General features: G+C 64.8%; 16 protein-coding genes and 2 pseudogenes. 8 read left to right on the forward strand and 10 right to left on the reverse strand.

The window, feature by feature from the left end:
* Positions 1 to 83: 83 nt before the first annotated feature.
* The 3 genes and pseudogenes from LRS12_RS11080 to LRS12_RS11090 all read left to right on the forward strand — a co-directional run bounded on the left by LRS12_RS11080 (position 84) and on the right by LRS12_RS11090 (position 4,406).
* Positions 84 to 1,537, forward strand: a pseudogene (locus tag LRS12_RS11080) (tryptophan halogenase family protein).
* A complete protein-coding gene (locus tag LRS12_RS11085) occupies positions 1,534 to 2,925 on the forward strand; it encodes a tryptophan 7-halogenase (RefSeq protein WP_257844627.1) in 1,392 nt (463 codons plus the stop codon). Before LRS12_RS11080 ends, LRS12_RS11085 begins: the two are co-directional and overlap by 4 nt.
* Positions 2,922 to 4,406 (forward strand): tryptophan halogenase family protein, encoded by a 1,485-nt coding sequence (locus tag LRS12_RS11090; RefSeq protein ID WP_257844628.1) that lies wholly within the window; start codon positions 2,922 to 2,924, stop codon positions 4,404 to 4,406. The genes LRS12_RS11085 and LRS12_RS11090 overlap by 4 nt, the downstream gene beginning before the upstream one ends.
* On the opposite strand, the pseudogene LRS12_RS11095 reads toward LRS12_RS11090, so the two are convergent.
* Positions 4,403 to 5,175, reverse strand: a pseudogene (locus LRS12_RS11095) (GntR family transcriptional regulator). The gene LRS12_RS11090 and the pseudogene LRS12_RS11095 overlap by 4 nt on opposite strands.
* A gap of 39 nt (positions 5,176 to 5,214) precedes the next feature.
* Positions 5,215 to 6,276, reverse strand: a complete 1,062-nt coding sequence (locus LRS12_RS11100; RefSeq protein ID WP_257844629.1) for a glycosyl hydrolase family 18 protein — start codon at positions 6,274 to 6,276, stop codon at positions 5,215 to 5,217.
* Between the two features lie 89 nt (positions 6,277 to 6,365).
* Here LRS12_RS11100 and LRS12_RS11105 point away from each other — a divergent pair, with 89 nt between their 5' ends.
* Positions 6,366 to 8,918: a family 20 glycosylhydrolase gene (locus tag LRS12_RS11105; RefSeq protein WP_257844630.1), complete on the forward strand. Its 2,553-nt coding sequence runs from the start codon at positions 6,366 to 6,368 to the stop codon at positions 8,916 to 8,918.
* A 38-nt stretch (positions 8,919 to 8,956) separates the two neighbouring features.
* Here the strand turns inward: LRS12_RS11105 and ggt are convergent, their stop codons facing one another.
* Positions 8,957 to 10,678 (reverse strand): gamma-glutamyltransferase, encoded by a 1,722-nt coding sequence (gene ggt, locus LRS12_RS11110; RefSeq protein WP_257844631.1) that lies wholly within the window; start codon positions 10,676 to 10,678, stop codon positions 8,957 to 8,959.
* Between the two features lie 566 nt (positions 10,679 to 11,244).
* On the opposite strand from ggt, the gene LRS12_RS11115 reads away from it, so the two are divergent.
* Positions 11,245 to 12,885: a TonB-dependent siderophore receptor gene (locus tag LRS12_RS11115; RefSeq protein WP_257844632.1), complete on the forward strand. Its 1,641-nt coding sequence runs from the start codon at positions 11,245 to 11,247 to the stop codon at positions 12,883 to 12,885.
* Here LRS12_RS11115 and LRS12_RS11120 read toward each other — a convergent pair.
* A protein-coding gene (locus tag LRS12_RS11120) for an IS5 family transposase (RefSeq protein WP_374580061.1) occupies positions 12,869 to 13,647 on the reverse strand; the annotation gives its coding sequence in 2 pieces (ribosomal slippage) (positions 12,869 to 13,290 and positions 13,290 to 13,647; 780 coding nt in all). The two genes, LRS12_RS11115 and LRS12_RS11120, sit on opposite strands and share 17 nt — an antisense overlap.
* A gap of 149 nt (positions 13,648 to 13,796) precedes the next feature.
* Between LRS12_RS11120 and LRS12_RS11125 the strand changes: the two genes are divergently transcribed.
* The 3 genes from LRS12_RS11125 (at position 13,797) to LRS12_RS11135 (ending at position 18,069) form a co-directional block, all read left to right on the forward strand.
* Entirely contained in the window at positions 13,797 to 15,002 is a 1,206-nt protein-coding gene (locus tag LRS12_RS11125; RefSeq protein ID WP_374580819.1) for a TonB-dependent receptor domain-containing protein, read from the forward strand.
* Positions 15,003 to 15,126: 124 nt separating this feature from the next.
* Entirely contained in the window at positions 15,127 to 15,975 is an 849-nt protein-coding gene (locus tag LRS12_RS11130; protein ID WP_257844633.1) for a dienelactone hydrolase family protein, read from the forward strand.
* Between the two features lie 156 nt (positions 15,976 to 16,131).
* Positions 16,132 to 18,069 (forward strand): DUF5060 domain-containing protein, encoded by a 1,938-nt coding sequence (locus LRS12_RS11135; RefSeq protein ID WP_257844634.1) that lies wholly within the window; start codon positions 16,132 to 16,134, stop codon positions 18,067 to 18,069.
* A gap of 108 nt (positions 18,070 to 18,177) precedes the next feature.
* Here LRS12_RS11135 and paoC read toward each other — a convergent pair whose 3' ends face one another.
* The 6 genes from paoC to LRS12_RS11165 form a co-directional block, all read right to left on the reverse strand.
* Entirely contained in the window at positions 18,178 to 20,394 is a 2,217-nt protein-coding gene (gene paoC, locus LRS12_RS11140) for an aldehyde oxidoreductase molybdenum-binding subunit PaoC (protein WP_257844635.1), read from the reverse strand.
* Positions 20,391 to 21,344, reverse strand: a complete 954-nt coding sequence (locus tag LRS12_RS11145; RefSeq protein ID WP_257844636.1) for a xanthine dehydrogenase family protein subunit M — start codon at positions 21,342 to 21,344, stop codon at positions 20,391 to 20,393. Before LRS12_RS11145 ends, paoC begins: the two co-directional genes overlap by 4 nt.
* A complete protein-coding gene (gene paoA, locus LRS12_RS11150; RefSeq protein ID WP_257844637.1) occupies positions 21,341 to 21,970 on the reverse strand; it encodes an aldehyde dehydrogenase iron-sulfur subunit PaoA in 630 nt (209 codons plus the stop codon). Before paoA ends, LRS12_RS11145 begins: the two co-directional genes overlap by 4 nt.
* 49 nt (positions 21,971 to 22,019) lie before the next feature.
* The gene (locus LRS12_RS11155; protein WP_257844638.1) at positions 22,020 to 22,601 is read right to left on the reverse strand and encodes an MFS transporter; all 582 of its coding nucleotides are present in this window, start codon (positions 22,599 to 22,601) and stop codon (positions 22,020 to 22,022) included.
* On the reverse strand, positions 22,598 to 23,233 hold the full coding sequence (locus tag LRS12_RS11160) for an MFS transporter (RefSeq protein WP_257844639.1): 636 nt from the start codon (positions 23,231 to 23,233) through the stop codon (positions 22,598 to 22,600). Before LRS12_RS11160 ends, LRS12_RS11155 begins: the two co-directional genes overlap by 4 nt.
* Before the next feature lie 141 nt (positions 23,234 to 23,374).
* Positions 23,375 to 23,923 (reverse strand): 3-dehydroquinate dehydratase, encoded by a 549-nt coding sequence (locus LRS12_RS11165; RefSeq protein WP_257844640.1) that lies wholly within the window; start codon positions 23,921 to 23,923, stop codon positions 23,375 to 23,377.
* Positions 23,924 to 23,931: the final 8 nt, after the last annotated feature.

The raw sequence follows: 23,931 nt of genomic DNA on the forward strand, positions 1-23,931 counted from the left end.
GTGCCGCAGTCGCGCAGCGCTAAGCTTCAGTGATGGGTGAACGGTTCGACCTGGTGATTGTCGGCGGCGGGACCGCCGGCTGGATGTGCGCGGCGGCCTGTGCGGCCAAGCTCGATCCGGTGCGCGTGCGCGTCCGCCTGATCGAATCCGAAGAGATCGGCACCGTCGGCGTCGGCGAAGCCACGCTGCCGCAGATGAAGGATTTCAACGACTATCTCGGGCTGGATGAAGTGGCGTTCATGGCCGCGACCCAGGCGAGCTTCAAGCTGGGCATCGAGTTCGTCGACTGGGGACGCAAGGGCGACCGCTATATCCACCCGTTCGGGACCTTCGGCCGGCCGATCGGGGAGGCGGATTTCTTCAGCTATTGGGCGCGCGCGAACGCGGCGGGGCAAGCCGCGCCGCTGCCCGATTATTGCATTGCCATCGCGCTGGCCTGGGCCAACCGCTTCGCGCTGCCCGACGGCAAACCGGGCGATGTCCGCAACGCATATTCCTACGCCTATCATCTCGACGCCTTTCTCTACGCCCGCTTCCTGCGCCGCTGGGCCGAGGAACGCGGGATCGAGCGGGTCGAGGGGCGGATCGTCACGGTCGAGCGCGACGGCGAAGACGGACGCATCTCTGGCGTGACGCTCGCGTCGGAAGCGCAGGTCACCGGCGACCTTTTCGTCGATTGCTCGGGCTTCCGCTCGCTGTTGCTCGGCCAGACGCTCGGCGTCGATCTGGAGGACTGGTCGCACTGGCTGCCGTGCGACAGCGCGGTGGCGGTGCCGTCGGCGCGGTCGGACGACTTCACCCCCTACACCCGCTCGACCCGCCGCCCGGCGGGCTGGCAATGGCGCATCCCCTCCAGCACCGGACCGGCAATGGCTATGTCTATGCCAGTTCGCATATCTCGGACGACGAGGCGGCGGCGACATTGCTCGCCAATCTCGACGGCGCAGCGCTCGCCGATCCGCGCGTGCTGCGGTTCAAGGCGGGCAAGCGAAAGCGGGCATGGGATCATAATTGCATCGCCATGGGTCTGGCGGGCGGGTTCCTCGAGCCGCTCGAATCGACCAGCATCTATCTGGTCCAAATGGCGATCATGCACCTGCTGACCTTGCTGCCTGACAGCCCCGAAATCGACCCGGCGCTGCCCGCCGAGTTCAACCGCGTGATGGATGTCGAATATGACCGCATCCGCGATTTCCTGATCCTCCACTATGCCGCGAACGAGGCCGATGCGCCGCTGTGGCAGGCGGTTACGACGATGGAGCTGCCGGATTCATTGAACGGCCGGATCGAGGCATTCCGCCATCGCGCTCATGTCCCTGCCTATCGCGACGGCTTGTTCGGCCCGACCAGCTGGCAGGCGGTGTTCGTGGGGCAGGGGATCGTGCCGCGATCGGGCGACCGGCTCGCCGATGCGATGCCTGCGGAGGTCCTCAAGCAACGGCTCGACGGTTTTGCCGCATCGGTGGCACAGGGGATCGCCGACGCGCCGTCGCACGCCGATTTCGTCGCGCGCTATTGTCCGGCGGCGCCGTTATGAATCCAGTGCAGACCGTGGCGGTGCGCGGCGGCGGGGTTGCAGCGCCTATGGCGGCGCTGGCGATTGCGCGCGCCTTCGGGCGGCTTGGTGTCGAGGTGACCTGGCAGGACACCGGCGCGCTTCCACCGCCGCACGCCGCGCTCGCCGCGCCGCCGGACCTCGTCACCTTTCACCGATTGCTGGGCCTGGGTGACGCCGCGCTGATCGACCGCGCCGCCGGTACGCTCAGCCTCGGCCAGCTCTATGCCGGGTGGAACGAGGGCGCGGACTTCCTCCACGCATGGGGCGATGCGGGCACGCCCTTTGCCGGGCGGCCATTCGTTCAGCACTGGACCCGCGCGCGCCATGCCGGACTGGCGGTGCCGCTGGAGGAATTCTGCCTCGCCGCCGTCGCCGCGAAGCATGGCCGGATCGGCCAGCCGCGCGACCCGGCGACGCGACAGGCGGTCAAGCATGGCTGGCACCTCGACGCCGCCGGCTATGCCGCGCTGCTTCGCGACGCCTGCCTCGCCGCCGGAGTGCGGGTCGCACCGGCGCAGGAGTCGCCGCCCGATGCCGACCTTCTGGTGGATGCCGATGGTAGCTGGTCCGAAGCGGCGGCGAGTCCGGCGCGCTGCGACCGAATGATCCTCGGTTCGGCAGCCAAGTCCGATCCCGTCCCGCTCCACACCCGCGCTGTCGCGCATGCGGCGGGGTGGACGATGCTGACCCCGCTCGGCGACCGGGTGGCGGTGGCTTGCCACTATGACAGCGCAAACATGGCCGAAACCAACGCGCGGATGGTGATCGCGGAGGCAGCGGGGGGCGTTGTCGATGTCGGTGCGCCGATTCCTGTTGCGGCTCGGCGTGTACCCGGCTGGACCGGCAAGGTCGTGACGATCGCCGAGCCCGATGGCGAATCCGCGACCTTTGCCGCATCCGGCCTGCTCGAACTCCAGCTCGCCATCGCACAGCTGATCCTGCTGTGGCCGGTCGACCGCGACGCGATGCCCGAGGCTGCGCTCTATACGACCGAGCTGGTGGGGACGCGCGCGCGGATCGACGATTTTGCTGCGCAGCATTTCCACCTCGCCCACCGCGCCGGACCTTATTGGGACGCCGCCCGCGCGGCCCCGATTTCCGCGGCGCTGAAGGCAAAGCGCGACCTGTTCGCCGCGCGCGGCATGTTCGCGCATGGCGACCATGAGGCGCATGTCGAGGATGGCTGGGCCTTGTGCATGGCGGGGCACGGCATCGTCCCGCGCAGCCCGGACCCGCAGGCACTGACCGTCGACGAGCAGCAGTTGATGGCCGAATTCCAGCGCCAGTTGCGCGCCATCGCCAACGAGGTGCGCGCAATGCCGACACATGCGCAGGCGCTGGCCCAACTCAGGAGTGGTGCAGCATGAGCGCGCGGACCCGACCGGTACGCCGCATCGTCATTCTGGGCGGGGGCAGCGCCGGCTGGATGACCGCCGCCGCGCTCGCCCGCGCGTTGGCGGGACAGCATCATGCGATCACGCTGATCGAATCCGAGGCGATCGGGACGGTCGGCGTCGGCGAGGCGACCGTGCCGCCGATCCACGAGTTCAATCGCTATCTGCGGATCGATCCGGCGGAGTTTCTCCGCGCCACCAATGGCACGATCAAGCTGGGCATCCAGTTCGACGGCTGGGGCGGGACCGACGCGCGCTATTTCCACCCGTTCGGCTATCTCGGCGTCGAAATGGGCGGGATCCATTTCCACCATTATTGGCTGCGGCATCTGGCGGCGGGCGGGGACCCCGATCACGCGCCCTATAGTCTCGAGACGCTCGCCGCGCGCGCCGGGCGGTTCGCGCCCGGGGCGCGGCACGGCCCGGTGCATCACGCGGTGCATTTCGACGCCGCCGGCTATGCCCGCTTCCTGCGCACCCATGCCGAGACGGCCGGGGTGGTGCGGGTCGAGGGCAAGGTGGCCGAGGTGCAGCTCGATCCGGAGGATGGGTTCATCGACTCGCTGCAACTCGACGATGGGCGCACGGTCGAGGGCGATCTGTTCGTCGATTGCTCGGGCTTTCGCGGGGTGCTGATCGAGGGAGCGCTGCACAGCGGCTATGTCGACTGGCGCCACTGGCTGCCCTGCGACAGTGCGGTGGCGATGCCGTCGCAGCGACAGGGCGATCCGCCCCCGTTCACCCGCTCGACCGCTCGTGAGGCGGGGTGGCAATGGCGCATCCCGCTCCAGCACCGCGACGGCAATGGCTATGTCTATTCGAGCGCGCATCTGGGGCATGAAGACGCGGTCGCGAAGCTGACCGAACGGCTGCCCGGCGCGGCGCTGGCCGAGCCCAACCGGCTGCGTTTTGCTGCGGGGCATCGGCGGGTGATCTGGAACCGCAACTGCGTCGCGATCGGGCTGGCGGGCGGGTTTCTCGAACCGCTCGAATCGACCTCGATCCATCTGATCCAGACCGCGATCATCCGGCTGCTGGCGCTGCTGCCGCGCGATGGGTTCGACCCCGGCATCGCCGCGCGCTTCAACCGCGAGACGATCAACGAGGTCGAGCGGATCCGCGACTTCGTGATCGCGCATTATGCGCTGGCGGGGCGCGGCGACACGGACTTCTGGCGCGATGTCGCGGCTGCGCCGATCCCGGACAGCCTTGCCGAGCGGATCGACGTATTCCGTGCGACCGGCAACATTTTGTTCGAACCCGGCGACCTATTCGGCCCGACCAACTGGTATTGCGTGCTGACCGGGCAGGGGGTGCGGCCGACAAGCTGGCACCCGATCGCCGATGGCTTGCCCGCCGACGAGCTGGCCCGGCGGCTCGCGACGTTACGCGGGCGGGTCGCCGAGCAGCTTGCCGAGCTGCCCCCGCACACCGCCTTTCTCGCCAGCCTCTAATTGCTGTTGAGTTCAGCGACCACGTCATAGGCGTCGCCGCGATAATAGCTCTGCGTATATTCAGCCGTCCGCCCGTCCGACAGGAAAGCCGCGGCGCTCGATGAACAGCCCCGGCGCGCCCGGTTCGATTCCCAGCACCTCGGCCTGCTCGGGCGTGAACGCGATCGCGCGCAACCGCTGCAAGGCGCGCACGGGCAGATGATCGTGCGCCTCCAGCGCGGCGTAGAGCGAATCCCCGACCACCTCGACCGAGGGCAGACAATAGGCGGGGATCGTCGCATATTCGAGCGCCATCGACGTGTCGTCGGCATAGCGGATGCGGTGGAAACGATAGACCAGCGAACCCGGCGACAGGCCGAGCGACAGCGCTTCTTCAGGCGTCACCGTGCCGGCTGTCTTGCTCACCCACTCGCTGTACGGACGACGCCCGCGTGAGATCATGTCCTGCGAGAAGGAGGTGAGCTTGGAGAAGCTTTTTCTCGACGCGCGGCCGCGTGACAAAGGTGCCCGCGCCGCGCCGCCGCGCGACCAGCCCGTCGCTGACCAGTCCGTCGATCGCCTTGCGCACCGTGATGCGCGACACGTCGAATTCCTCGGCCAGGTCGCGTTCGGTCGGGATCGCCTCATCCGCCTTGACCACATGCCCGTCGATCGCGTCGCGCAGGACTTTTTGCAGCTGGAGGTAGAGGGGGGTGGGGTCTTCCTTGTGGAGCGGCCCCACAATTTCGATCAGCGACAAGGACGTTGCTCCACCTGCGGTCGGGCGCATCCGCGCCGCACCCACATGTGTTGCATTGGTATGCTCGCGTCAATTGCTGGCGCGCGTTTCCGCTGCGGAAAGGCCCCGAAGCGCCGCACGGGTCAGCGCATGGTCTGGGCTGTCCTGCGACAGTTCCCACACCATCACCCCGGCGGCGATGCGCTGGGCGAGCCGCGCCTTCGCCTCGATCGTCGCCGGGCTATTATGGGTGATGTAGCGGCAGCCGGCGCACGCCTTGCCTACCGTGTCGCCGGTGGCGGCTTGGGGGAAGGCAGACACGAGGTCGCGATAGGACCAATTGGCCGCGTGACCGTTGAAGCCATAGCCGTAGAACGGCACGCCCAGCACCAGTCGATCGCGCGCGACGCCTCGCTCGCGCCACAGCTTGAGGTCGCGTTCCGCCATTGCCAGCGTCGCATGTTCGGCGCCCGCAGGTCCCCAGCTTGGCCCGATCGCGTCATAGGACATGACGTTGACCAGATCGAAATAGCGGATCGAGTCGATCGGGATCATGCCCCCTTCATAGGATGCGGTGGCACAGGTCAGCAGCTTGCCACGCGCCTGCATCGCCCGCGACAGCGCGGCGATGAACGGGGTATAGTTCCCCGCCCGGTCGATCGCGGTGAGCAATTCGCCCTCCAGATCGACATCAACCCCGTCGAGGCCCAGCGTGTCGGACAGCGCGACCAGCGAAGCGACCGTTGCATCGCGCTTGTCGGAGGCGAGCAGCGCATTCCAGTCGCCCGAACAGGACGGGATCACGCCGCCGCCGATCGACACCAGAACCTTTGCGCCCTTGCTCCGCAGCTGTTCCACCCTGGCCCGCAGCTCGGCGACGCCGGTAGCTGCGCCGAAGGGGGCGGGCATGCAGGTCAGTTGCCCGTCATTGACGAACGCGCCGCTGGCGTCGGGGTTGGCGAAGGCGAGGTTGAAATGCGTGTAATCCTCCAGCCGGGTCCTTGCGATGGTGAGGTCGATGCCCTTGAACGCCGCGACATAGCCGACCATCACCGGCTTGCTCGGTGCGGCATGCGCGGTTGAGGCCGATAGGACTAATGCAAAACCAATCAGGCTGCGCAGCGCAGCGTACAGCTTCGACATATACGACATATCGCGGTTCTCCGTCCGAATCGACCTGATTGACCTGTGTCGAACGATATGACAACTTGAATACAAATCGTCGAGAGGGAGCAATGCGGATGCGCGGATTGAGCTGGATGGGGGCGATGGCGCTGATTGCGGTGACGCCGGCCATGGCGCAGGGCGTCGCCCCGCCGCAGAAGGCTCTCGATCACCTCGCCGCTGAAATCGACTATCGCTTCGAAGTGGTCGACAATCGCCCGACCTGCCCGGAAGGCATGACCAATTGCTTCCTGGCGACGATCACGCTGACGCTGCCCGACAAATTGCCTGCATCGTTGCGGACGGGGCTGGACCTCTCGCTCTTTTTCAGCTTCGTCAATCCGCTCGACCGGATCGAAAGCGACCTGTTCGACTATCGCAACATCAATGGCGATGTGCAGCAACTGACGCTCAAGCCCGGCGCGGTGCTGCGTCCGGGCGCGCGGCATGTCGTCAAGCTATGGGGCGTCGGGTCGCATTTCTCGCGCGCGGTGGTGATGCCCAATGCCTATCTGGTAGCGAAGGCGCGGGAGGCGCGGGTGATCGCGGCGACGCGCGATGCGATCGACCCCGATACCGGTCTGCCCGCGCTGCGTTTCGTCGCGTCGATGACCGATGCCGCGCGGCTCACGACCAAAAGCGATAGCGACAAGACGGTCTGGCTGACTCCGGAGCGTGCATTCGTGCAAAACGCGGAGCGTGCCGCGCCCTCCGCAAAGGGCATCGTGATCCTTCCGCGCCCGAGCCATGCTGCGCAGCATGATGGCGAGCTGGTCGATCTGACCAAGGGCATCCGCGTGACGCTGACCGGCGTCGATCGCGCGGCAATCGCACCCGCACTGGTCGCGCTCGGCACCGACGAGAGCGGGAAGTTACCGCTGCGCGTCCGCGTCGATCCGACCGCGGGACTCGCTCCCGAATCCTATCGGCTCGACGCCCGCGCTGACGGCATCGCGATCACCGCCGCCGATGCGGCAGGGGCCAGCCACGGCCTGCGCTCGCTTGCCCAGCAGGCGGCATTTGAGCACCGAAAGATGCGCCCGCTTACCGTCGAGGACGCACCGCTCTATCCGCATCGCGGGCTGCACCTCGACCTTGGCCGCAACTTCCATGGACGCGACCAGATATTGAAGCTGGTCGAGGCGATGGCAGCGTACAAGCTCAACAAGCTGCATCTGCACCTTGCCGAGGACGAAGGCTGGCGGATCGAAATCCCGGCGCTGCCCGAGCTGGCGCAGATCGGGTCGGTGCGCTGCCACGACCTGGAGGAGAAACGATGTCTGCTTCCCCAGCTTGGCGCGGGACCGTACGGCCAGCCGGGGGTCAATGGATACCTGACTACAGCCGACTATGTCGCCATCGTCCGGGCAGCGGCGGCGCGGGGGATCGAGGTGATCCCATCGATCGACATGCCGGGCCATTCGCGCGCGGCGATCGTCGCGATGGAACGCCGCCACGACCGGCTGATCGCCGAGGGGAAGCGCGCCGAGGCCGACGCCTATCGGCTGATCGACCCCGCCGACACCACCAAATATCGCAGCATCCAGCATTACACCGACAACACACTCAACGTGTGCATTCCGTCGACCTATCGCTTCGTGGATACGGTAGTCGATGCGCTGGCGGCGATGCACGGCGACGCGGGCGCCCCGCTCAAGACCTTTCACCTCGGCGCGGACGAGACCGCCGGTGCCTGGGTCAACTCGCCCGCGTGCAAGGCGATGATCGCGGATAATGGCGGCGACGCGCGCAACCTGACCCCGCGCTTCATCGAGCGGGTCGCCACCGGGCTTGCGGCGAAGGGCATCCGCGTCGGCGGGTGGAGCGACGGGATGGGTCATACCGATCCGGCGCGCATGCCTGCCAATGTGCTGACCAACATCTGGGGCGTGCTCCACACCGGCGCGATCCGTGAGGCGCATGACCAGCTCAACCGCGGCTGGGACGTCGTGCTATCGATCCCGGACCTCGGCTATTTCGACATGCCCTATGCCCCGGACCCGGAGGAAGGCGGCTATTACTGGGCGTCGCGCGGGGTGGACAGTCATCAGGTGTTCGGCTTCATGCCTGACAACCTTCCCGCCAACGCCGCGCTGATCCCCAATATCAGCGCACAGCCCCAGCGGATCGACGACCAGCCGGTGCGCGAAGCGGGACGCCGTATCGCAGGTATTCAGGCTCAGCTGTGGAGCGAAACCGTGCGCAGTGACGCGCAGGTCGACTACATGCTGTTCCCGCGCCTGCTCGCGCTGGCCGAGCGGGGCTGGGCACCGGCGCGCTGGACGCCCCACTATCGGCCCGGCCAATCCTATGCATGGCACGACCCGCGCGTGGATCGCGCGGCGCTGGCCGCCGACTGGCGCGACTTCGCCGGGCGGGTGTCGGCACAATTCGGCCGCCTCGGGGACATGGGTATCGCGTATCGCGTCGCTCCGCCAGGCGCGCGTATCGTGGCCGGGAAACTGGAGGCGAACGCCGATTTCCCGGGCGTGACCATCGAGTATCGCGAGCGTGGAGGTCGGTGGGTGCGCTATCAGGGGCCGGTGGCGGTGAGCGGGCCCGTCGACCTCCGTAGCCGCTCTGCCGACGGCGAGCGGAGCAGCCGGACCGTCACGGTGCCGCCATCCTAGTGTCTGGGGCGCGAGGCTGCCGTTGATACCCGGTGCGCCTACTGCGCCAATGCGACACCCTCGCTGCGCGGATCGGCGGCACCTCGCCACGCGCCGCCGGCGTGCTCGACGGCGTTGACCTTGGACCCGAGCGGTGCCTCCCGCGCCGAATGGCCCTTGGCACGCAGGGCGTCGAGCACGCGGCCGGTGTCCGCCGAGGGTTCCATCAGCAGCGTATTCTCATCAAAGAACAGATTTGGAAGTGCAATCGCCTCGCTCACCGGCAATCCGAAATCGAGCACGCCGATCAGCGTCTTTGTCACATGCATGATGATGCGCGGCCCGCCCGCCGATCCCAGCGCAAGGATCGGACGATCGTTGGCATCATATACGATGGTCGGCGACATCGAGGACAATGGGCGCTTGCCCGCCTCGACCCGGTTGGCCACCGGAAGACCGTCGCGCGCGGGCACGAAGCTGAAATCGGTCAGCTCGTTGTTGAGCATCATCCCGTTCGCCATGAGCTGGCTGCCCCAGATATCCTCGATCGTCGAGGTCATCGCAACGACATTGCCCTGGGCATCCACAGCCGAGAAATGCGTGGTCCCGGCTTCGGTCGATCGTGTTGGTGCCCCCCTCGGAGCCGCGCCCGGCGGATTTCCATGACGCACCGACGGCAAGGCCCGGTCCATGCGGATCAGGCGCGACCGGCGTGCCAGATAGTCGGGGTCGATCAAGCCGACCAGCGGGACCGACACGAAATCGGGGTCGCCGATATACCGGCCTCGATCGGCATAGGACAGGCGCATCGCTTCGGCGATCACATGCCATGCGTCGGGTGAGCGCGGGCCGAGACGCGCGATGTCGAAGCGTTCGATCATCCCCAATATGCCGAACACGGTGGTCGCCCCGGACGAGGGCGGGCCCATTCCGCAGACCTTGTAGATCCGATAGCGGATGCATACCGCATTGCGCGACGTAGCGGTGTAGCCCGCCATATCGGCAGCGATGATCTGGGCAGGGTTGCGCCTTGCCCCGGCGGTGGCGGCGATGATCGCGTCGGCATTCTGACCGCGATAGAATGCGTCGGCTCCCTCGCGCGCGATCCGGGTGAGCAGTCCGGCCAGCGCAGGGTTGCGTACCGTCGCGCCTTCGGTGAGCGGGTGCCCGTTTGGCGCGTAAAGCGCCTGGGTTTCGGGAAAATCCTTCCAGCGCGGTGCCGAGCGCGCGATGAAACGCGCCATCATCGGGGACACCGCGAAACCCTGTTCGGCATGGCGGATCGCCGGTTCGAAGAGACGCGCCCAGGGGAGCTTGCCCCAGCGGCGATGCGCTTCCTCCATCAACCTGATGTTGCCGGGAATGCCGACCGACAGTCCGCCGGGATAGACATCGTCATAGGGACGCGGCGTGCCGTCGGTGCTCAAGAAGCGATCCGGTCGTGCCGCGGATGGCGCGCGCTCGCGCCCGTCGATCGTATCGATCAGGCCGTGGCGTGCATCATGGTGAACGAAGAACCCGCCGCCGCCGATGCCGCTGGATTGCGGTTCGACCACGGTAAGCGCCAGCATCATCGCGAGCGCGGCGTCGGTAGCGCTGCCTCCCGCACGCAGTATCTCCACCCCCGCTTCGGCGGCGCGCGGATCGGCGGCAGAAACGACTCCTTGCGCGCTCGCGGTAACGGGACTCGAAGCGAGAAAAGCCAGCGCCAGGATCGCGGAATGCTTCAGCAATAATTGCAACGGCAGCACGCGCGTGGCCGATATGCTCCACCTTCTCATCCCGCCCCCTTCAGCTTTGAACCGTATCGGCCGATCGGTTCATGCTCGAATGGCTGGGCCGGGGCCAGCCGACTTTCATTTCCCGGCCTAGAACCGGAAGTTATGGCGAGACGTCTATTGCCGGCGGTGTCGACAGCAGCGTCGCCATAGTGCTTCCACCCGTTCCTCCCCACCCGGTCTCGATAATCTGCTCGTGCGATCCGTTCTCTGCGGATCAGCTCGTCATTCCGTTGGGCGCTCCTCGCCGTTGCTCAACTGAATCAGGCATCGTTTCCCGCCCATCAGTTCGACCGTTTTCGGAAGGACAACTCGGGGACGGTGTTGAGCGCTTCTGAGGATGACGATGCGGCGCACGACGGGACAATGGCCAGCGAAGGGTTGAAAAGCCGGAATGCGTTTGCTACAGCATTTCCTTAGATAGAATGCTGTTCCGCTCATCGGAATTAACTGACGCCAGTTGGTGACGCGACACAGCTAGCTCCTTTGGGCCTACCGTCAGGGTGTGTGGCTCGGCACGTGCGTTCGAACTGGAAAGAGAAAAGACTGACATTTGGGAGGAGAGGATCATGGCTATTCGGCTGGACGGATCGGTACCGACGATCGCGATTGTATTGGCGGCGTCGTCTCTCGGAATCGCACCCGCGTTCGCGGTCGAACAGGAAGCTCCCGGGAATCCGGTGCCTCAACAGAAAGCCGCCGAGCCTGAACAGAAAGCCGGGCAGGGCGAGACGCCTGCAGAGGAAATTGTTGTCACTGGTTCGGCTCTTCGCGGCGTCGCTCCAATTGGATCGAACCTCGTCACGGTCGATCAGGAAACTGCTGCAAAAGCGGGCGCTACCAACCTGAGCGAACTGATCAACACCGTGCCGGCAATGACCACGGCGGGCTCGGAAGGGCTCGGCGAGAACGTATTTTCCTATTACTCGCCGCAAATCCACCAGCTGGCGGGGAGCGCGAGCAACACGACGCTGGTTGTGATTGACGGTATGCGCGTCGCCGGTTCCGGCATCCGATATGGCCAATCGGATCCAAACATTCTCCCCATCAGCGCGATCCAGCGGGTCGAGGTACTCGCGGACGGTGCGTCGTCAATCTATGGTTCTGATGCCGTCGCTGGTGTGGTGAACTACATCACCCGGCCAACGTACAGCGGAGCGAAAATATCCGCCAGAGCCAGACTCGCGGACAGTTGGCACAGCATCGACGTCAATGGCATCGTGGGAACGAAATGGACTACCGGCGGCATCTATGTCGCGGTTCAACATGTATATGCCAGTCCACTGGCGGCGAAGGACCGGGAATTCCTGAGCCGGGGCGATTTCCGTTCGGTCGGCGGCCGTAACACCAACACGTTCAACTGTATGCCAGCCACGATCCGCACGACGGCGACCGGGACGACGCGGGCATATCTGTCGCCTTCGGCGACGACACCCACAGACCTCATTACGGACAATGCGCCCTGCAATAATTCGATCTATGCGGGTGCGCTTAACAGCAGTGAGCGCACCAACGGGCTGATACGCCTACACCAGTCGTTCGGTGACCGATTGTCGATGACGGCCACCGTGAATTACAATGTGTTGGAGAGCATCTACGACTTTGGTCCCGCGCTGGTCAACAACGTGACCGTCTTTGGACCCGGCTTCGCTCGCGCCAACCAGATCAATCCATTCTATATGGCACCGGCGGGAGAACCCACGGTGACACAACAAATCGTATCCTTTGCCTTGATCAAACCTGACAATTACTATGGAACGCAGGACCAGGAGAGCGAAACGCTGTATCTCTACGGCAACGCCGAATACAAATTGTCCGATAGCTGGACCGTAACCCTCAGCAATGCGTATGGGGACAGCACCGGCTTCTCGCGCGACAGGGATACGATCTGCACCATCTGCGTTCGGCGAGCGCTGAACGGCTCGGTGAACGCAAACGGAAGTGTTAATGCCGCTAATCCAGCCATTCCGCTGACGACGGCGAACGCGCTGGACGTCTGGCAGCCCAATGCCGGCAGAACCTCGGCTGCGGTTCTGGACAGCCTTTACGTCAACCAGGGCTTCACCAGGCACATCAACAGATTCAGCCAGACAAAGCTGGAGGCGCAGGGAAAATTGTTCGCATTGCCGGCCGGCGACGTGCGTCTGGCTTTCGGCGGCGAATATTATTGGGCCGAACAGCTAGGGTCGGGACTCATAACCACCATGTGACGGCTGCGGCGAGGTAGATGGCGCTGAGGAAGTTGGTGGCGAGCTTGTCGTAGCGGGTGGCGATGCGGCGATAATCCTTGAGGCGGCAGAACATGCGCTCGACGGCGTTGCGGCCCTTGTAGAGCGTCTTGGAGAAGCAGCTTTTCCAGCGGCGGTTCGTCTTGGAGGGGATGTTCGGAACGGCACCCTGCCGCTCGATCAGGTCGCGGATCGCATTGCTGTCGTAAGCCTTGTCCGCGAGCACGATGGTGCGCGGCGCGAGATCATCGAGCAACACATCGGCTGCGCGGCAGTCGGCGACCTGGCCACCGGTCAGCAGGAAGCGGAGCGGCCGACCTTCGCCGTCGGTGAGCGCGTGGAGCTTGCTGTTGCGGCCGCCCCGGCTGATCCCGATCGCCTGGACGAGCGCCCCCCTTTTCCACCGCCCGCGGAGCGGTGCGCCTTCATATGCGTGCTGTCGATCAGGACCTCGGCGGGCGGCCCGCCTGCTGCCGCGAGCGTGACGAACAGCTCCTGCCACACACCCTTTGCCGCCCAGCGCACGAACCGGTTGTAGAGCGTCTTCCTCGGCCCGTAGCAGGCCGGCGCGTCGACCCAGCGCCCGCCCGACTTCACCACATGAATGATGCCGCTGATCACCCGCCGATCATCGACCCGCGCCACACCGCGCACCTTGTCCGGCAGCAGCGGACGCAGCCGCTCGAACTGGGCTTCACTCAACCAAAACTCGCTCAAATCCACGCTCCTGCTGGCGCAGCGCATGAATCACATCCCAGCCGCCAAGGGAATCCCGTTTATGGGTCCCGACCCTAGTCCTGGATGTCGATGCGTCGGGAGAAGTTGGCTTCAACCTCGACCGGAATGCCCTGTCGGGCTATGTCGAAGTTGCGGTTCCGCTCGTCTCTGAAGACATGGGTATACCGCTCGTCCGGCGGCTCGACCTGAGCCTTTCGGGTCGACATGACGAATTCAGCGATGTCGGCGGCACCACCAATCCCAAGATCGCAGCTACTTGGGAGGTGATTGAAGGCCTGAGGCTGCGCGGCAACTTTGCAACCGCGTTTGTCGCGCCGCCTTTGGCTGTGATCGGGATTCCGGAGCTCGGCTATCGGCGGAGAGCAGCTGGGGTGCTGAACTCCGGCGCCTTCTTCGTTCCGCTTGATATTTATCCGGATGCCAGGCTGCTGCCCGGTTGTGCGACTGCGGTTACCGTGTGCCAGATCGGCACTTCGGTCAATCCGGGCCTGACCCGCGACTATGGCATCGGGCCTGGCGCCAAGCCGCAGACGGGCAACAGCTGGTCGATCGGCGTCGACTTCGCACCGCCGCAGATCCCCGGCCTTCGGACATCGGTGACGTTCTGGAGCAACAAGTTCCGCGACGGCGTAAATCGACTTGAAGTCACGCAACAGCTTTATTCCGTCACGATGCGGGACCGACTGACGATCTGCCCGACAGGTTGCACGACGGCCCAGATCAACGAGTTCGGCAATGTCGCCAACGGCGGCTCAATCGACGTGACGCCGCCGGCCATAACCTACTTCATGAATAACAACGATTTTGCCAATGTGCTCAACTTGGACGTCCAGGGGATCGACGCGAGCTTCAACTATCAGCTCAGAACCAAGGATATCGGCAAATTCACGTTCGGCGCGACGGGAACATACTATACCCGCTTTGACCAGAATACCGGCGGCGAGGCGTTCGACATACTCAACACTTCTGGCTTCAATTCCGGCTTCCCCTCGATTCAGACGCGGTTGCGGTTCCAGCTTGGCTGGGATCTGGGCGGTCTCTCGGTCGACGGGTTCGTCACTCATACCGGCTCGTATTTGAACTGGGGTAACGCCGCTGTAACGCCGCTGATCCTTGATTCGAACAACCGGCCGATCGGCGGGGGCGACGTGGTCGAGGCGGATACCAGGCTGGATCTGAACGTCGCATACCGCATGAAAATCGCCAAGGCTGACGCCAGGCTTTTCCTGAACGTCAACAACGTGTTCGACAGTGCGCCCCCGTTCTTCAGCGGCACAATGGGCCGAACCCACGGCATCAACCGCTATGTTTCGAACCCATATGGTCGGACGGTCTCGCTGGGCTTCAGCGTGGAATACTGAGTCCGCGAGGTAGGCATGCCGCCGACACATTGCTGGACATCGTGTCGGCGGCAGGTTGCCCCGCACGCCGGATCTTGAGCAATCGGCGTGGCGCGGCGTGGATACGGCAACGAATGGAAACTCGATGCGCCACCTGATCGCTACAGCCCTCGTCACAATCGCGGCCCCCGCCGTCGCACAGCAAGTGAAGGTTGAGGACGTCACCTTCCTCAGCCGCGACGGAAAGACGCAGGTGAAAGGCTATCTGTTCAAGCCAGCCAAAGCCCGTGCCAAACTCCCTGCGGTGGTGATGATGCATGGTGGTGCGGGCGCTTACTCGTCTATGGCGAAGGGCAAATATGACGCCTCCACCCTGTCCAGCCGCCACAGGGCGTGGGGCGAGCTGCTGGCACGCAACGGTTATGCCGCCCTCATGGTCGATGATTTCGGCGCGATCGGATTCCCTGCCGGGTTTGCCGGCACCCATATCGAGCGCCCCGCAGCCATCGACCCGATCGATTTCCGCCCCCAGCACGCCTATGGCGCGCTCCAATTCTTGCAGTCGCGGGCCGACGTCACCGCAACCCGCGTCGCGCTGTTCGGCTGGTCCCACGGCGCGATCGCCACACTCGCCGCGATGGCCGACGACAAGCCCGGCGACATGCGCAAGACCGGCTTCACGGCGGGCGTCGCAATCTACCCCGGCTGCGCCTTTAAGAAGCGGTTCGAGAAGGACGGCTACAAACCCTATAACCCCATCCGCGTCTTCATGGGAACGGCGGACGAGAAGGTCTCGCCCAAGCTGTGCCAGACCTTGGTCGATCGCAGCAAGGCCGCCGGCAACGACATCGCGATCCGCATGTTCGAAGGTGCCACCCACAGCTACGACACCCCTGCGGAATCCCGCCAGTCGGTCGCGGCCAATGCCGCCGCCAAGGCGGCGACAGAGGCCGATGTGCTGGCGTTTCTGGCAGCGCGATTGAAGGAACAGTAACGCTCCCCGGAGGGGAGGTCGCATCGTACAGCGCGAGAGGATATGGCATGAATTATCTCGGATACTTGTTGTCGGGTCGCACGCTCGGGGGCCTGACGCTGGTCGCCCTGGCCTTTGGCACAACGCTGACGGCACATGCCAATGTCACCGCACGGCATGCGGGGGGGGATTTACGATCCCGTGACGCTCGACATGGAGGGACCGGCGCTCGATCAGGCGTCGGGTCCGAACCCGTTCGCCGATTACCGGATCGACGTTACGTTCAGCCGATCGGGTCGCGACTATACGGTGCCGGGCTATTTCACCGCGTGCGCAGACGCAGCGGATCGCGGATGCACGAGCGGGAAGCTGTGGCGCGCGCATTTCGTGCCCATGGAAGCCGGTGAGTGGACCTATCGCGTCAGCTTCCGCACCGGCAAGGATATCGTGGCGAGCGACGGTGCCGGCGAAGCTGTGGCCGGGATCGACGGAGCGACCGGCAGATTCAAAGTGTCCGCGACACCCAGAAACGATGTCCGCGCGCGCGGGCTGTTGCAGTATCGGAATGCGCAATATTATCGCTGGTCCGGCACCGGCAAACCGTTCTTCAAGTTTGGTGTGGATTCACCGGAGAACATGCTGGCCTATATCGATTTTGACCGCACGCCGAATGCCAGAGGGATGCGGCACGATTGGCAGCCGCATGTCAGGGACTATGCCGCGTCGGCGCAGTCGTTTACCTGGGGCGGCGGACGCGGCAAGGGATTGCTGGGCCGCTTCGCTTATCTGCAAGGGGCCGGCGCGAACAGCGTCAGCATGCTCTTGTTCAACGTGGGCGGCGACGATCAGAACGTCATTCCCCAGGTCATGCGCGTGTCTGCGGACAGCTATGCAAAACTCTCGCCCGCCGACCAGTGGGCAAAGGGCGTGGAACACGACCGCTACGACGTCGTGAAGCTGGCCCAGTGGCAGCGTGCGCTATCCTACGCTGACGAGCTTGGTCTCCAGGTGCATTTCAAGATGCAGGAGGTCGAGAACAACCTGTTCATGGACGGCGGCAAGCTGGGCCGCCAGCGGAAGATTTACATCAGGGAGATGGTTGCGCGCTTCAACCACTTCCTCGCCGTGTCCTGGAACATGGGGGAGGAGAACACGCAGGAGCCGGATGTTGTCCGTGAGCAAGCGAAATATATCGACTCCCTTGATCCCTATGATCATCCGCTCGTGATGGCGACCTATCCGCGCCAGAAGGAGCGCTTCCGGCCCCATCTGGCGAGCGGATCCTCCATGAACGGCCTGGCGATGCAGGGGAACACGATCGATTTCTCCGACATGCGCCCCGATATCGTCAAATGGACCAACGCCGCCATCAAGGCAGGGCGCCGTGTCGTGATCGGCTATGACGAGTCGGGCACGGCGGGTCCCGGTGCGCCGATCGACGCGGGGTTCGACCTGGACACCCTGCCCACCAAGGGCGTCCTGTCGTTCAGCCCGGGCGATATCGCGCCCGGCCAGCCCGGCGCGGAGCCGATGCTGTCCAAAGATGCGCTGGCGGGAACGCCTCCCAAGATTCAGCCCGAGATTGCCCCTACCCGGGAAACGTACCGTCGGCACTCGATCTGGAATGCGCTGCTCGCGGGGGCAGCGGGGATGGAAATGTACTATGGTTGGACCAACAAGTGCCACGATCTGGGGTGCGAGAACGACCGCACGCGCGCGCTGAAGTTCAGCGACGGCAGGAACGCCATCGCATTCTTTAACGAACATGTCGGGGAGCGCGCCTTTGGGATGGTGGCTGATGACGACCTGACACTGACCAGGACCGAATATGTGTTCGCCGATCACGGCAAGACCTATATCGTCTATACCCGCGCCGGGACGCCTGCCGCGCTATCGCTACTCGGCGAGAGCGGACGCTACAGCGTCGACTGGTACGACGCCGTTGCTGGCGGTCCGTTGCGCAAGGGAAGTGTGGTCGAGATCGCGGGCGGTCCAGCCCCGCTGGAAGAGGGCGCCGACCGCGCCATTCGCAACTCGCGCTTCGCCTCGCTCGGGACGCCGCCGTCCGGCGGTTCGGACGATTGGGTCGCGCTGGTTCGCAGGATTGCCGACTAGGATCTCCGGGAAGGCGAGTCAGCGTGCTCGCCTTCACAGTTGCCCCGGTTGATGGAGCGGGAAGGGGGGCGGCCGGTGTTAAATCAGCGAAGCTGAAAACAACTCTGGTCACGCGAGCGGCGGCAGCCGATCCAAATATTTGTCGAGCGTGATCGGGTAATCGCGTACCCGCACCCCGCACGCATTGTAAACCGCATTGGCAACGGCAGCACCAACACCAGTGATGCCGAGCTCGCCCACACCTTTCGCCTTCATCGGATTGGCCATCTCGTCCGCCTCGTCGAGGAACACGACCTCCTGATGCGGGATGTCAGCGTGTACCGGCACCTCGTAACCGGCGAGGTCGTGGTTCACGAAGAATCCAAACCGCTTGTCCACCGCCATCTCTTCCATCAGCGCCGCGCCAACGCCCATCGTCATCGCCCCGATCACCTGGCTGCGCGCCGATACTGGGTTGATGATCCGCCCCGCCGCGCAGACCGCGAGCATTCGGCGCACCCGGATCTCGCCCGTGTAGGCGTGGACCGCAGCCTCCACGAAGTGCGCCCCGAACGTGGCGAGATGGACACTTCTGCTCATGTCGCCGTACTCGATGGCGTCCTCGCCGGAAAGTGCGCCAGCCCGGGAAACGTCTGCGAGCCTGACCCTGCGACCGTCAGCAACGACGTACCCGCTCTCGAACCTGGCTCCGTCAACCGACATGCCCAGCTGCCGAGCTACCGCTTCACGCAGCTTCACGCATGCTGCGTACACGCCAGAGGTCGCGTTCGCCGCTCCGAATTGCCCGCCGGAACCGGCGGCGACCGGGAAGCGTGAGTCGCCGAGCCGCACGTCGATCATGTCGAGCGGTAGGCCCAACATCTCCGCAGCGGTCTGTGCAATGATCGTGTAGCTGCCTGTGCCGATGTCGGTCATATCGGTCTCGACCAGGATGCGGCCCGACGGCTCCAGCCGCACCCGTGCCGCCGACTTCATCGCCGGGCTGTTGTGGAAGGCCGAGGATACACCCAGGCCGACCCACCAATTGCCATCGCGCCGCTGGGCAGGTCGCACTGCGCGTCGGCTCCACCCGAACGTCTTCGCGCCCTCGCGGAGACACCGCACGAGCTGGCGCTCGGAGAAGCGTTTCTCCGGCTTCTCAGGGTCCACCTGGGTGTCGTTGCGGATACGGAACTCGACCGGATCGAGCCGTAGCTTCTCTGCCATCTCGTCCATGGCGATCTCGAGCGCCATCATGCCACCCGCCGCGCCAGGCGCGCGCATCGAATTGCCCTCAGGCAGATCGAGCACCGCCTGCCGCATCGATGTGAGCCGATTGGCACCGGCATAGAGGAGGCGCGTCTGGGCCGTCACGGTCGCCGGCCGTCCGCCCTCCAGATCGCCCCCGACGCTTTCATGGGCGATCGCCGTGATCCGCCCATCCCGATCGCAGCCGATCCGGATGCGCTGAATGGTCGCCGGACGATGTACCGAGTTGTTCATCGTCTGCGGACGAGTGATCGCCAGCTTTACCGGGCGTCCGACCGCACGTGCGCCCAACGCCGCGAGCACGGCGTCGGCGCGGATGCGCAGCTTTGCACCAAACCCGCCGCCGACATAGGGCGACAGCACCTGGATGTTCGACTGCGGGATCAGGAAGGTCTGTGAGAGATCACGAACCGCCCAGGCAACCATCTGGGTAGAGGTCCAGAGGGTGAGTTCATCGCCCGACCATGCCGCGATGGAAGCGTGCGGCTCCATCATCTGGTGGCTCTGGTCCGGTGTCGTGTAGGTTGCGTCCAGTCTGACCGGCGCAGCGGCGAACGCTCCTTCGAAGTCGCCGGTGCGCAATTCGCCGGAGTCGCGTTCCTCGCCGTTGCTCCCGCCGACCAGCGGCGCGCTATCCTCTTGCGCCGCAAGGTCATAGCGCCCTTCCGCGCGGGCGTAGTCAACGCGGATCAGCGCAGCCGCAGCCCGCGCCTGTTCAAAGGTTTCGGCGACGACCAGCGCGATTGCCTGATGGTAATGCTGTATCTCGGGACCGGCCAGCAACCTTGCAGTATTGCTCCGCGAGGTCGCGAATGGTCCTGCGTTGGCGGCGGTCACCACCTTGATCACGCCCGGTGCCCGCTCGGCATCGACGGTATCGATGCGCTTGATCCGCCCTTTCGCGATCGCAGATCCAAGCATGTAGCCATATGCCTGATTCGCCACCACGTCGTGGCGCTCGTAAGCGTATGGCGCAGCGCCCGTGATTTTCAGGGGGCCGTCGATCCTGCGAGCGGCACGGCCAACCACTTTCATGCGGTCTATCGGGTTGGGACCAGCTGGCGTGTCGAACTTCATGCGGCTCTCGCTTCGGCCATGACCGCGGCGAGCGTGCGTTCGACCAGTGGCACCTTGAATGCGTTGTGCTCGGTGGGTCGCGCGTCGGCCATCAGCCTGGCGGCAACTGCGCCGGCGCCATCCGGTATGGCGGCATCGGCTGCAGGAACCCGCCAGGGTTTTGGGGCGACTCCGCCGACCGCAACACGCCCGTTCCCATCGCGCTGGATGACTGCGGCGACGGATATGAGCGCGAAGGCGTAAGACGCGCGGTCGCGTACCTTCTGGTAGATGTGCCGCCCGCCCAGCGGAGGCGGGAGGGTGACCGCAGTGACCAGTTCGCCGGACTTCAGCTCGGTCTCGATGTGAGGGGTGTCGCCCCATAGACGGTGAAAATCGGCAATCGGTATGGCTCGGGTGCTGCCCTGTGGATCGACCGTCTCGATGGTAGCATCGAGTACGCGCAGAGCTACGGCCATGTCGCCCGGATATGTCGCGATGCACGCATTGGAGGTGCCGATCACGCCGAGCTGGCGCGAGAAGCCGCCAATCGCCGCGCACCCGGAACCGGGCCGCCGCTTGTTGCACGGCTGGTTGGGATCATAAAAATATGGACAGCGGGTCCGCTGGAGCAGGTTCCCAGCTGTCGTCGCCTTGTTCCGGAGCTGACCCGATGCGCCAGCAACGATTGCGCGCGCGAGCACGGCGTAGTCGCCGCGGATGCGGGGATCAGATGCGAGCGCGGTGTTCGTCACGAGCGCACCGACCCGCAACCCTCCCGTCGGCGTCTTCTCGATCCGGTCTAGCCCAAGATCCTGCAGGTCGACCAGATGCGTCGGGGTCTCGATCTGGAGCTTCATAAGGTCAAGAAGGTTGGTGCCGCCCGCGAGGAATTTGGCACCCGGCGTGCCGGAGACCGCGGCAGCAGCTTCCGACGGCGACTTGGCACGCTCGTATGTAAATGCCTTCATGAGCGTGCTCCCGCGACTTCCGTCATTGCCTCGGCGATGTTGGAATAGGCACCGCAGCGACAGATATTGCCGCTCATGCGTTCGCGTAACTCAGCATTGCTGGGGCCGAGCTGCGCCGAGATATCGACCTGCGCTTGGCTCGGGATGCCGCGTTTGATCTCGTCGAGCACTGCTATTGCCGAGCAGATCTGCCCAGGGGTGCAGTAACCGCACTGGTAGGCATCGTGCTTGATGAAGGCGGCCTGCATCGGATGCAGATTTTCGATCGTGCCGAGACCCTCGATCGTGGTGACCTTGTCGCCGATATGCTGAATCGCCAGACTGAGGCAGGCGTTGATCCGGTCGCCGTTCACCAGGACGGTGCAGGCTCCGCACTGGCCATGGTCGCAGCCCTTCTTGGTGCCGGTAAGCTTCAGGTGCTCGCACAGCGCATCGAGGAGCGTCGTGCGTGTATCGAGATCCAGTTCGTGATGCGCCCCATTGACCTCGAACGACACCGGCATTGTGACGGGGTTCGTCCGCGTCGCTTGGGCATCGGCACTTGGCAGGCCCGTGGCTGCTGCCGCCGCGGCACCGCCGACTAGTAGCCCCCGCCGCGAAACTTCCAGCTTCCTGTCGTCGCCCATGTTCAATCATCCCTGCGGCACTGAGAGCCCGAGTCGGGAATACCCTGCTCTACGCTGGGCTGGTGGAATCTGTGGGTTCGGCCCGCTTGGCGCGCGGCACGAACGCCCAAAGCGTCGCTGCGCCGAGGTTCAGCGCAACGGCGGTGAGGAAGAACGGGGTCACCGAATTGAAGGCGCTGTACAGATATGGAAAGGCAAGACCGGTCGCAAATGCGCCGAAAGCGCCGACCATGTTCATCTGACCGGTCACAGTCCCTGCCCGCTCGCCGCCCACGTCGATGCAGAATGCCCAGGATGGCGGAAGGGTCATGTCGGCACCGAACACCGTGAGGCTGAGGAACAGCACTGCGACGATTGCGGTATCCGCATTGAGGCTTCCGACAAGCCCGATCGCCGCCAAGGCGAAGCCAAGCATCGCCACATAGCGCAGCGATGCGATGCTCCCTGTCCTGCGTACCGCGAAATCCGAACCCACTCCGCCCAGCCAGTTGCCCGCTGCACCCGCCGCCAAGGGAATGGCGGTCATGAATCCGGTTTCGACGGTGGTTAGGCCATAGGTTTTTTGGAGGTAGGGGAAGAGCCAGGACAGGGCGAAGAAAAAGGTGAAACACGACGCGAAATACTGCGTCACGACGAGCCACAGGCCCCCTGACGCGACGCGCCCTGCTTCGACGTATCGGCCTTCGGAGTGGAAAGTGTTCGCCCGGCGATGATCTGCTGAACTTCCGCCTCGGGCATCCCCCAATGGTCTTCAGGCCGATCCCGGAACAGCGCGTACCAGGCAATGACCCATAGCAAGCCGACCGCGCCCATGATCACAAAGGTCTGCCGCCATCCGAAGGTCGAGAGCATCCAGGCGAGGCCGGGAAGCGCCAGCGCGGCACCGACCCGGGTTCCGGACAGGTTGATGCCGTTGGCGATGCCGCGTTCGGCGGTGGGAAGCCAGCTGTACACCGCCTTGGCACAAGCTGGCATCGCGCCGGCCTCCGCCGCGCCGAACAGGAAGCGGAACAGCAGCAGCGAGAGAAAGCCCCAGGCTGCCCCGGTCAGAGCGGTGAAGCCGGACCAGATGATGACGATTGCGGCGAGCGTCTTGCGCGGCCCGATGCGATCGGCAAGCTGGCCGGACGGCACCTGAAACAGCGCGTAGCCGAGCGCGAACGCGGAGATCACCCAGCCGAACTGCGTGTCGCTAAGCACAAGCTCACCGGTGATCTGCTCCTTCGCCGCTGAGATCACGACGCGGTCCACGTACAGAAGCATAGTGAGGAGAAACGTCCCCACCAACAGGAAATGTCGCCGTCCCATAGTTCAGATACCCCTACCGTTCGCGCGTTGTGGCTGTTCCGGTCGAAGCCCTCGATCGGAGCTATGGGCCGGCATTGGACTGCTCATGCGCAGGACTCAGGCCGTTTCTGCGTCCGCGAGTTCGCCCCCGAGAAAGCCCTTGTCGTCAAGCGCCATCACCAGGCCCACCAGCGCGGCGATGTAGCTGTACTGGCGCAGCCCCATGCACAGGCCGGTCGCCGTGTGGGTGAAGGTCGAAATCAGTTTGCCGCTGGCCAGACCGCGCGGCGTTCCCGGCGCGCCGGAGATGTTTGCGAAATGCACCTCAATGGCCGGCTTGGTCGTATCCTCGAGCGCGTGCCGGACTGCCTCGCCCATCGTCGTCAGGCCCGCCGGGTTGATGATATAGCCATCGACCCGACTGGCCGACCCGTGGATAAACTCAAGAATCTCGCCCATGTGGTTGGAGGAGAATGTCTCGACCTCCACACCGATGTCCGCGCCCGCCGAGGTCACAAATGCCTTGAGGTCGTCCAGCGACCGTATCGTCCCGTAAACCTGCTTGCTGCGGGCACCCAGGCTGGACATGTTCGGCCCGTCGATCAGGGCGATCCGGTGGCGTCGGGAACCGGTGCGGTTCAGGGTGAACGGATGCTGGGTTGTCATCTTGGTCC

The organism is Sphingomonas sp. J344, from assembly GCF_024700005.1.
GTDB lineage: Bacteria > Pseudomonadota > Alphaproteobacteria > Sphingomonadales > Sphingomonadaceae > Sphingomonas.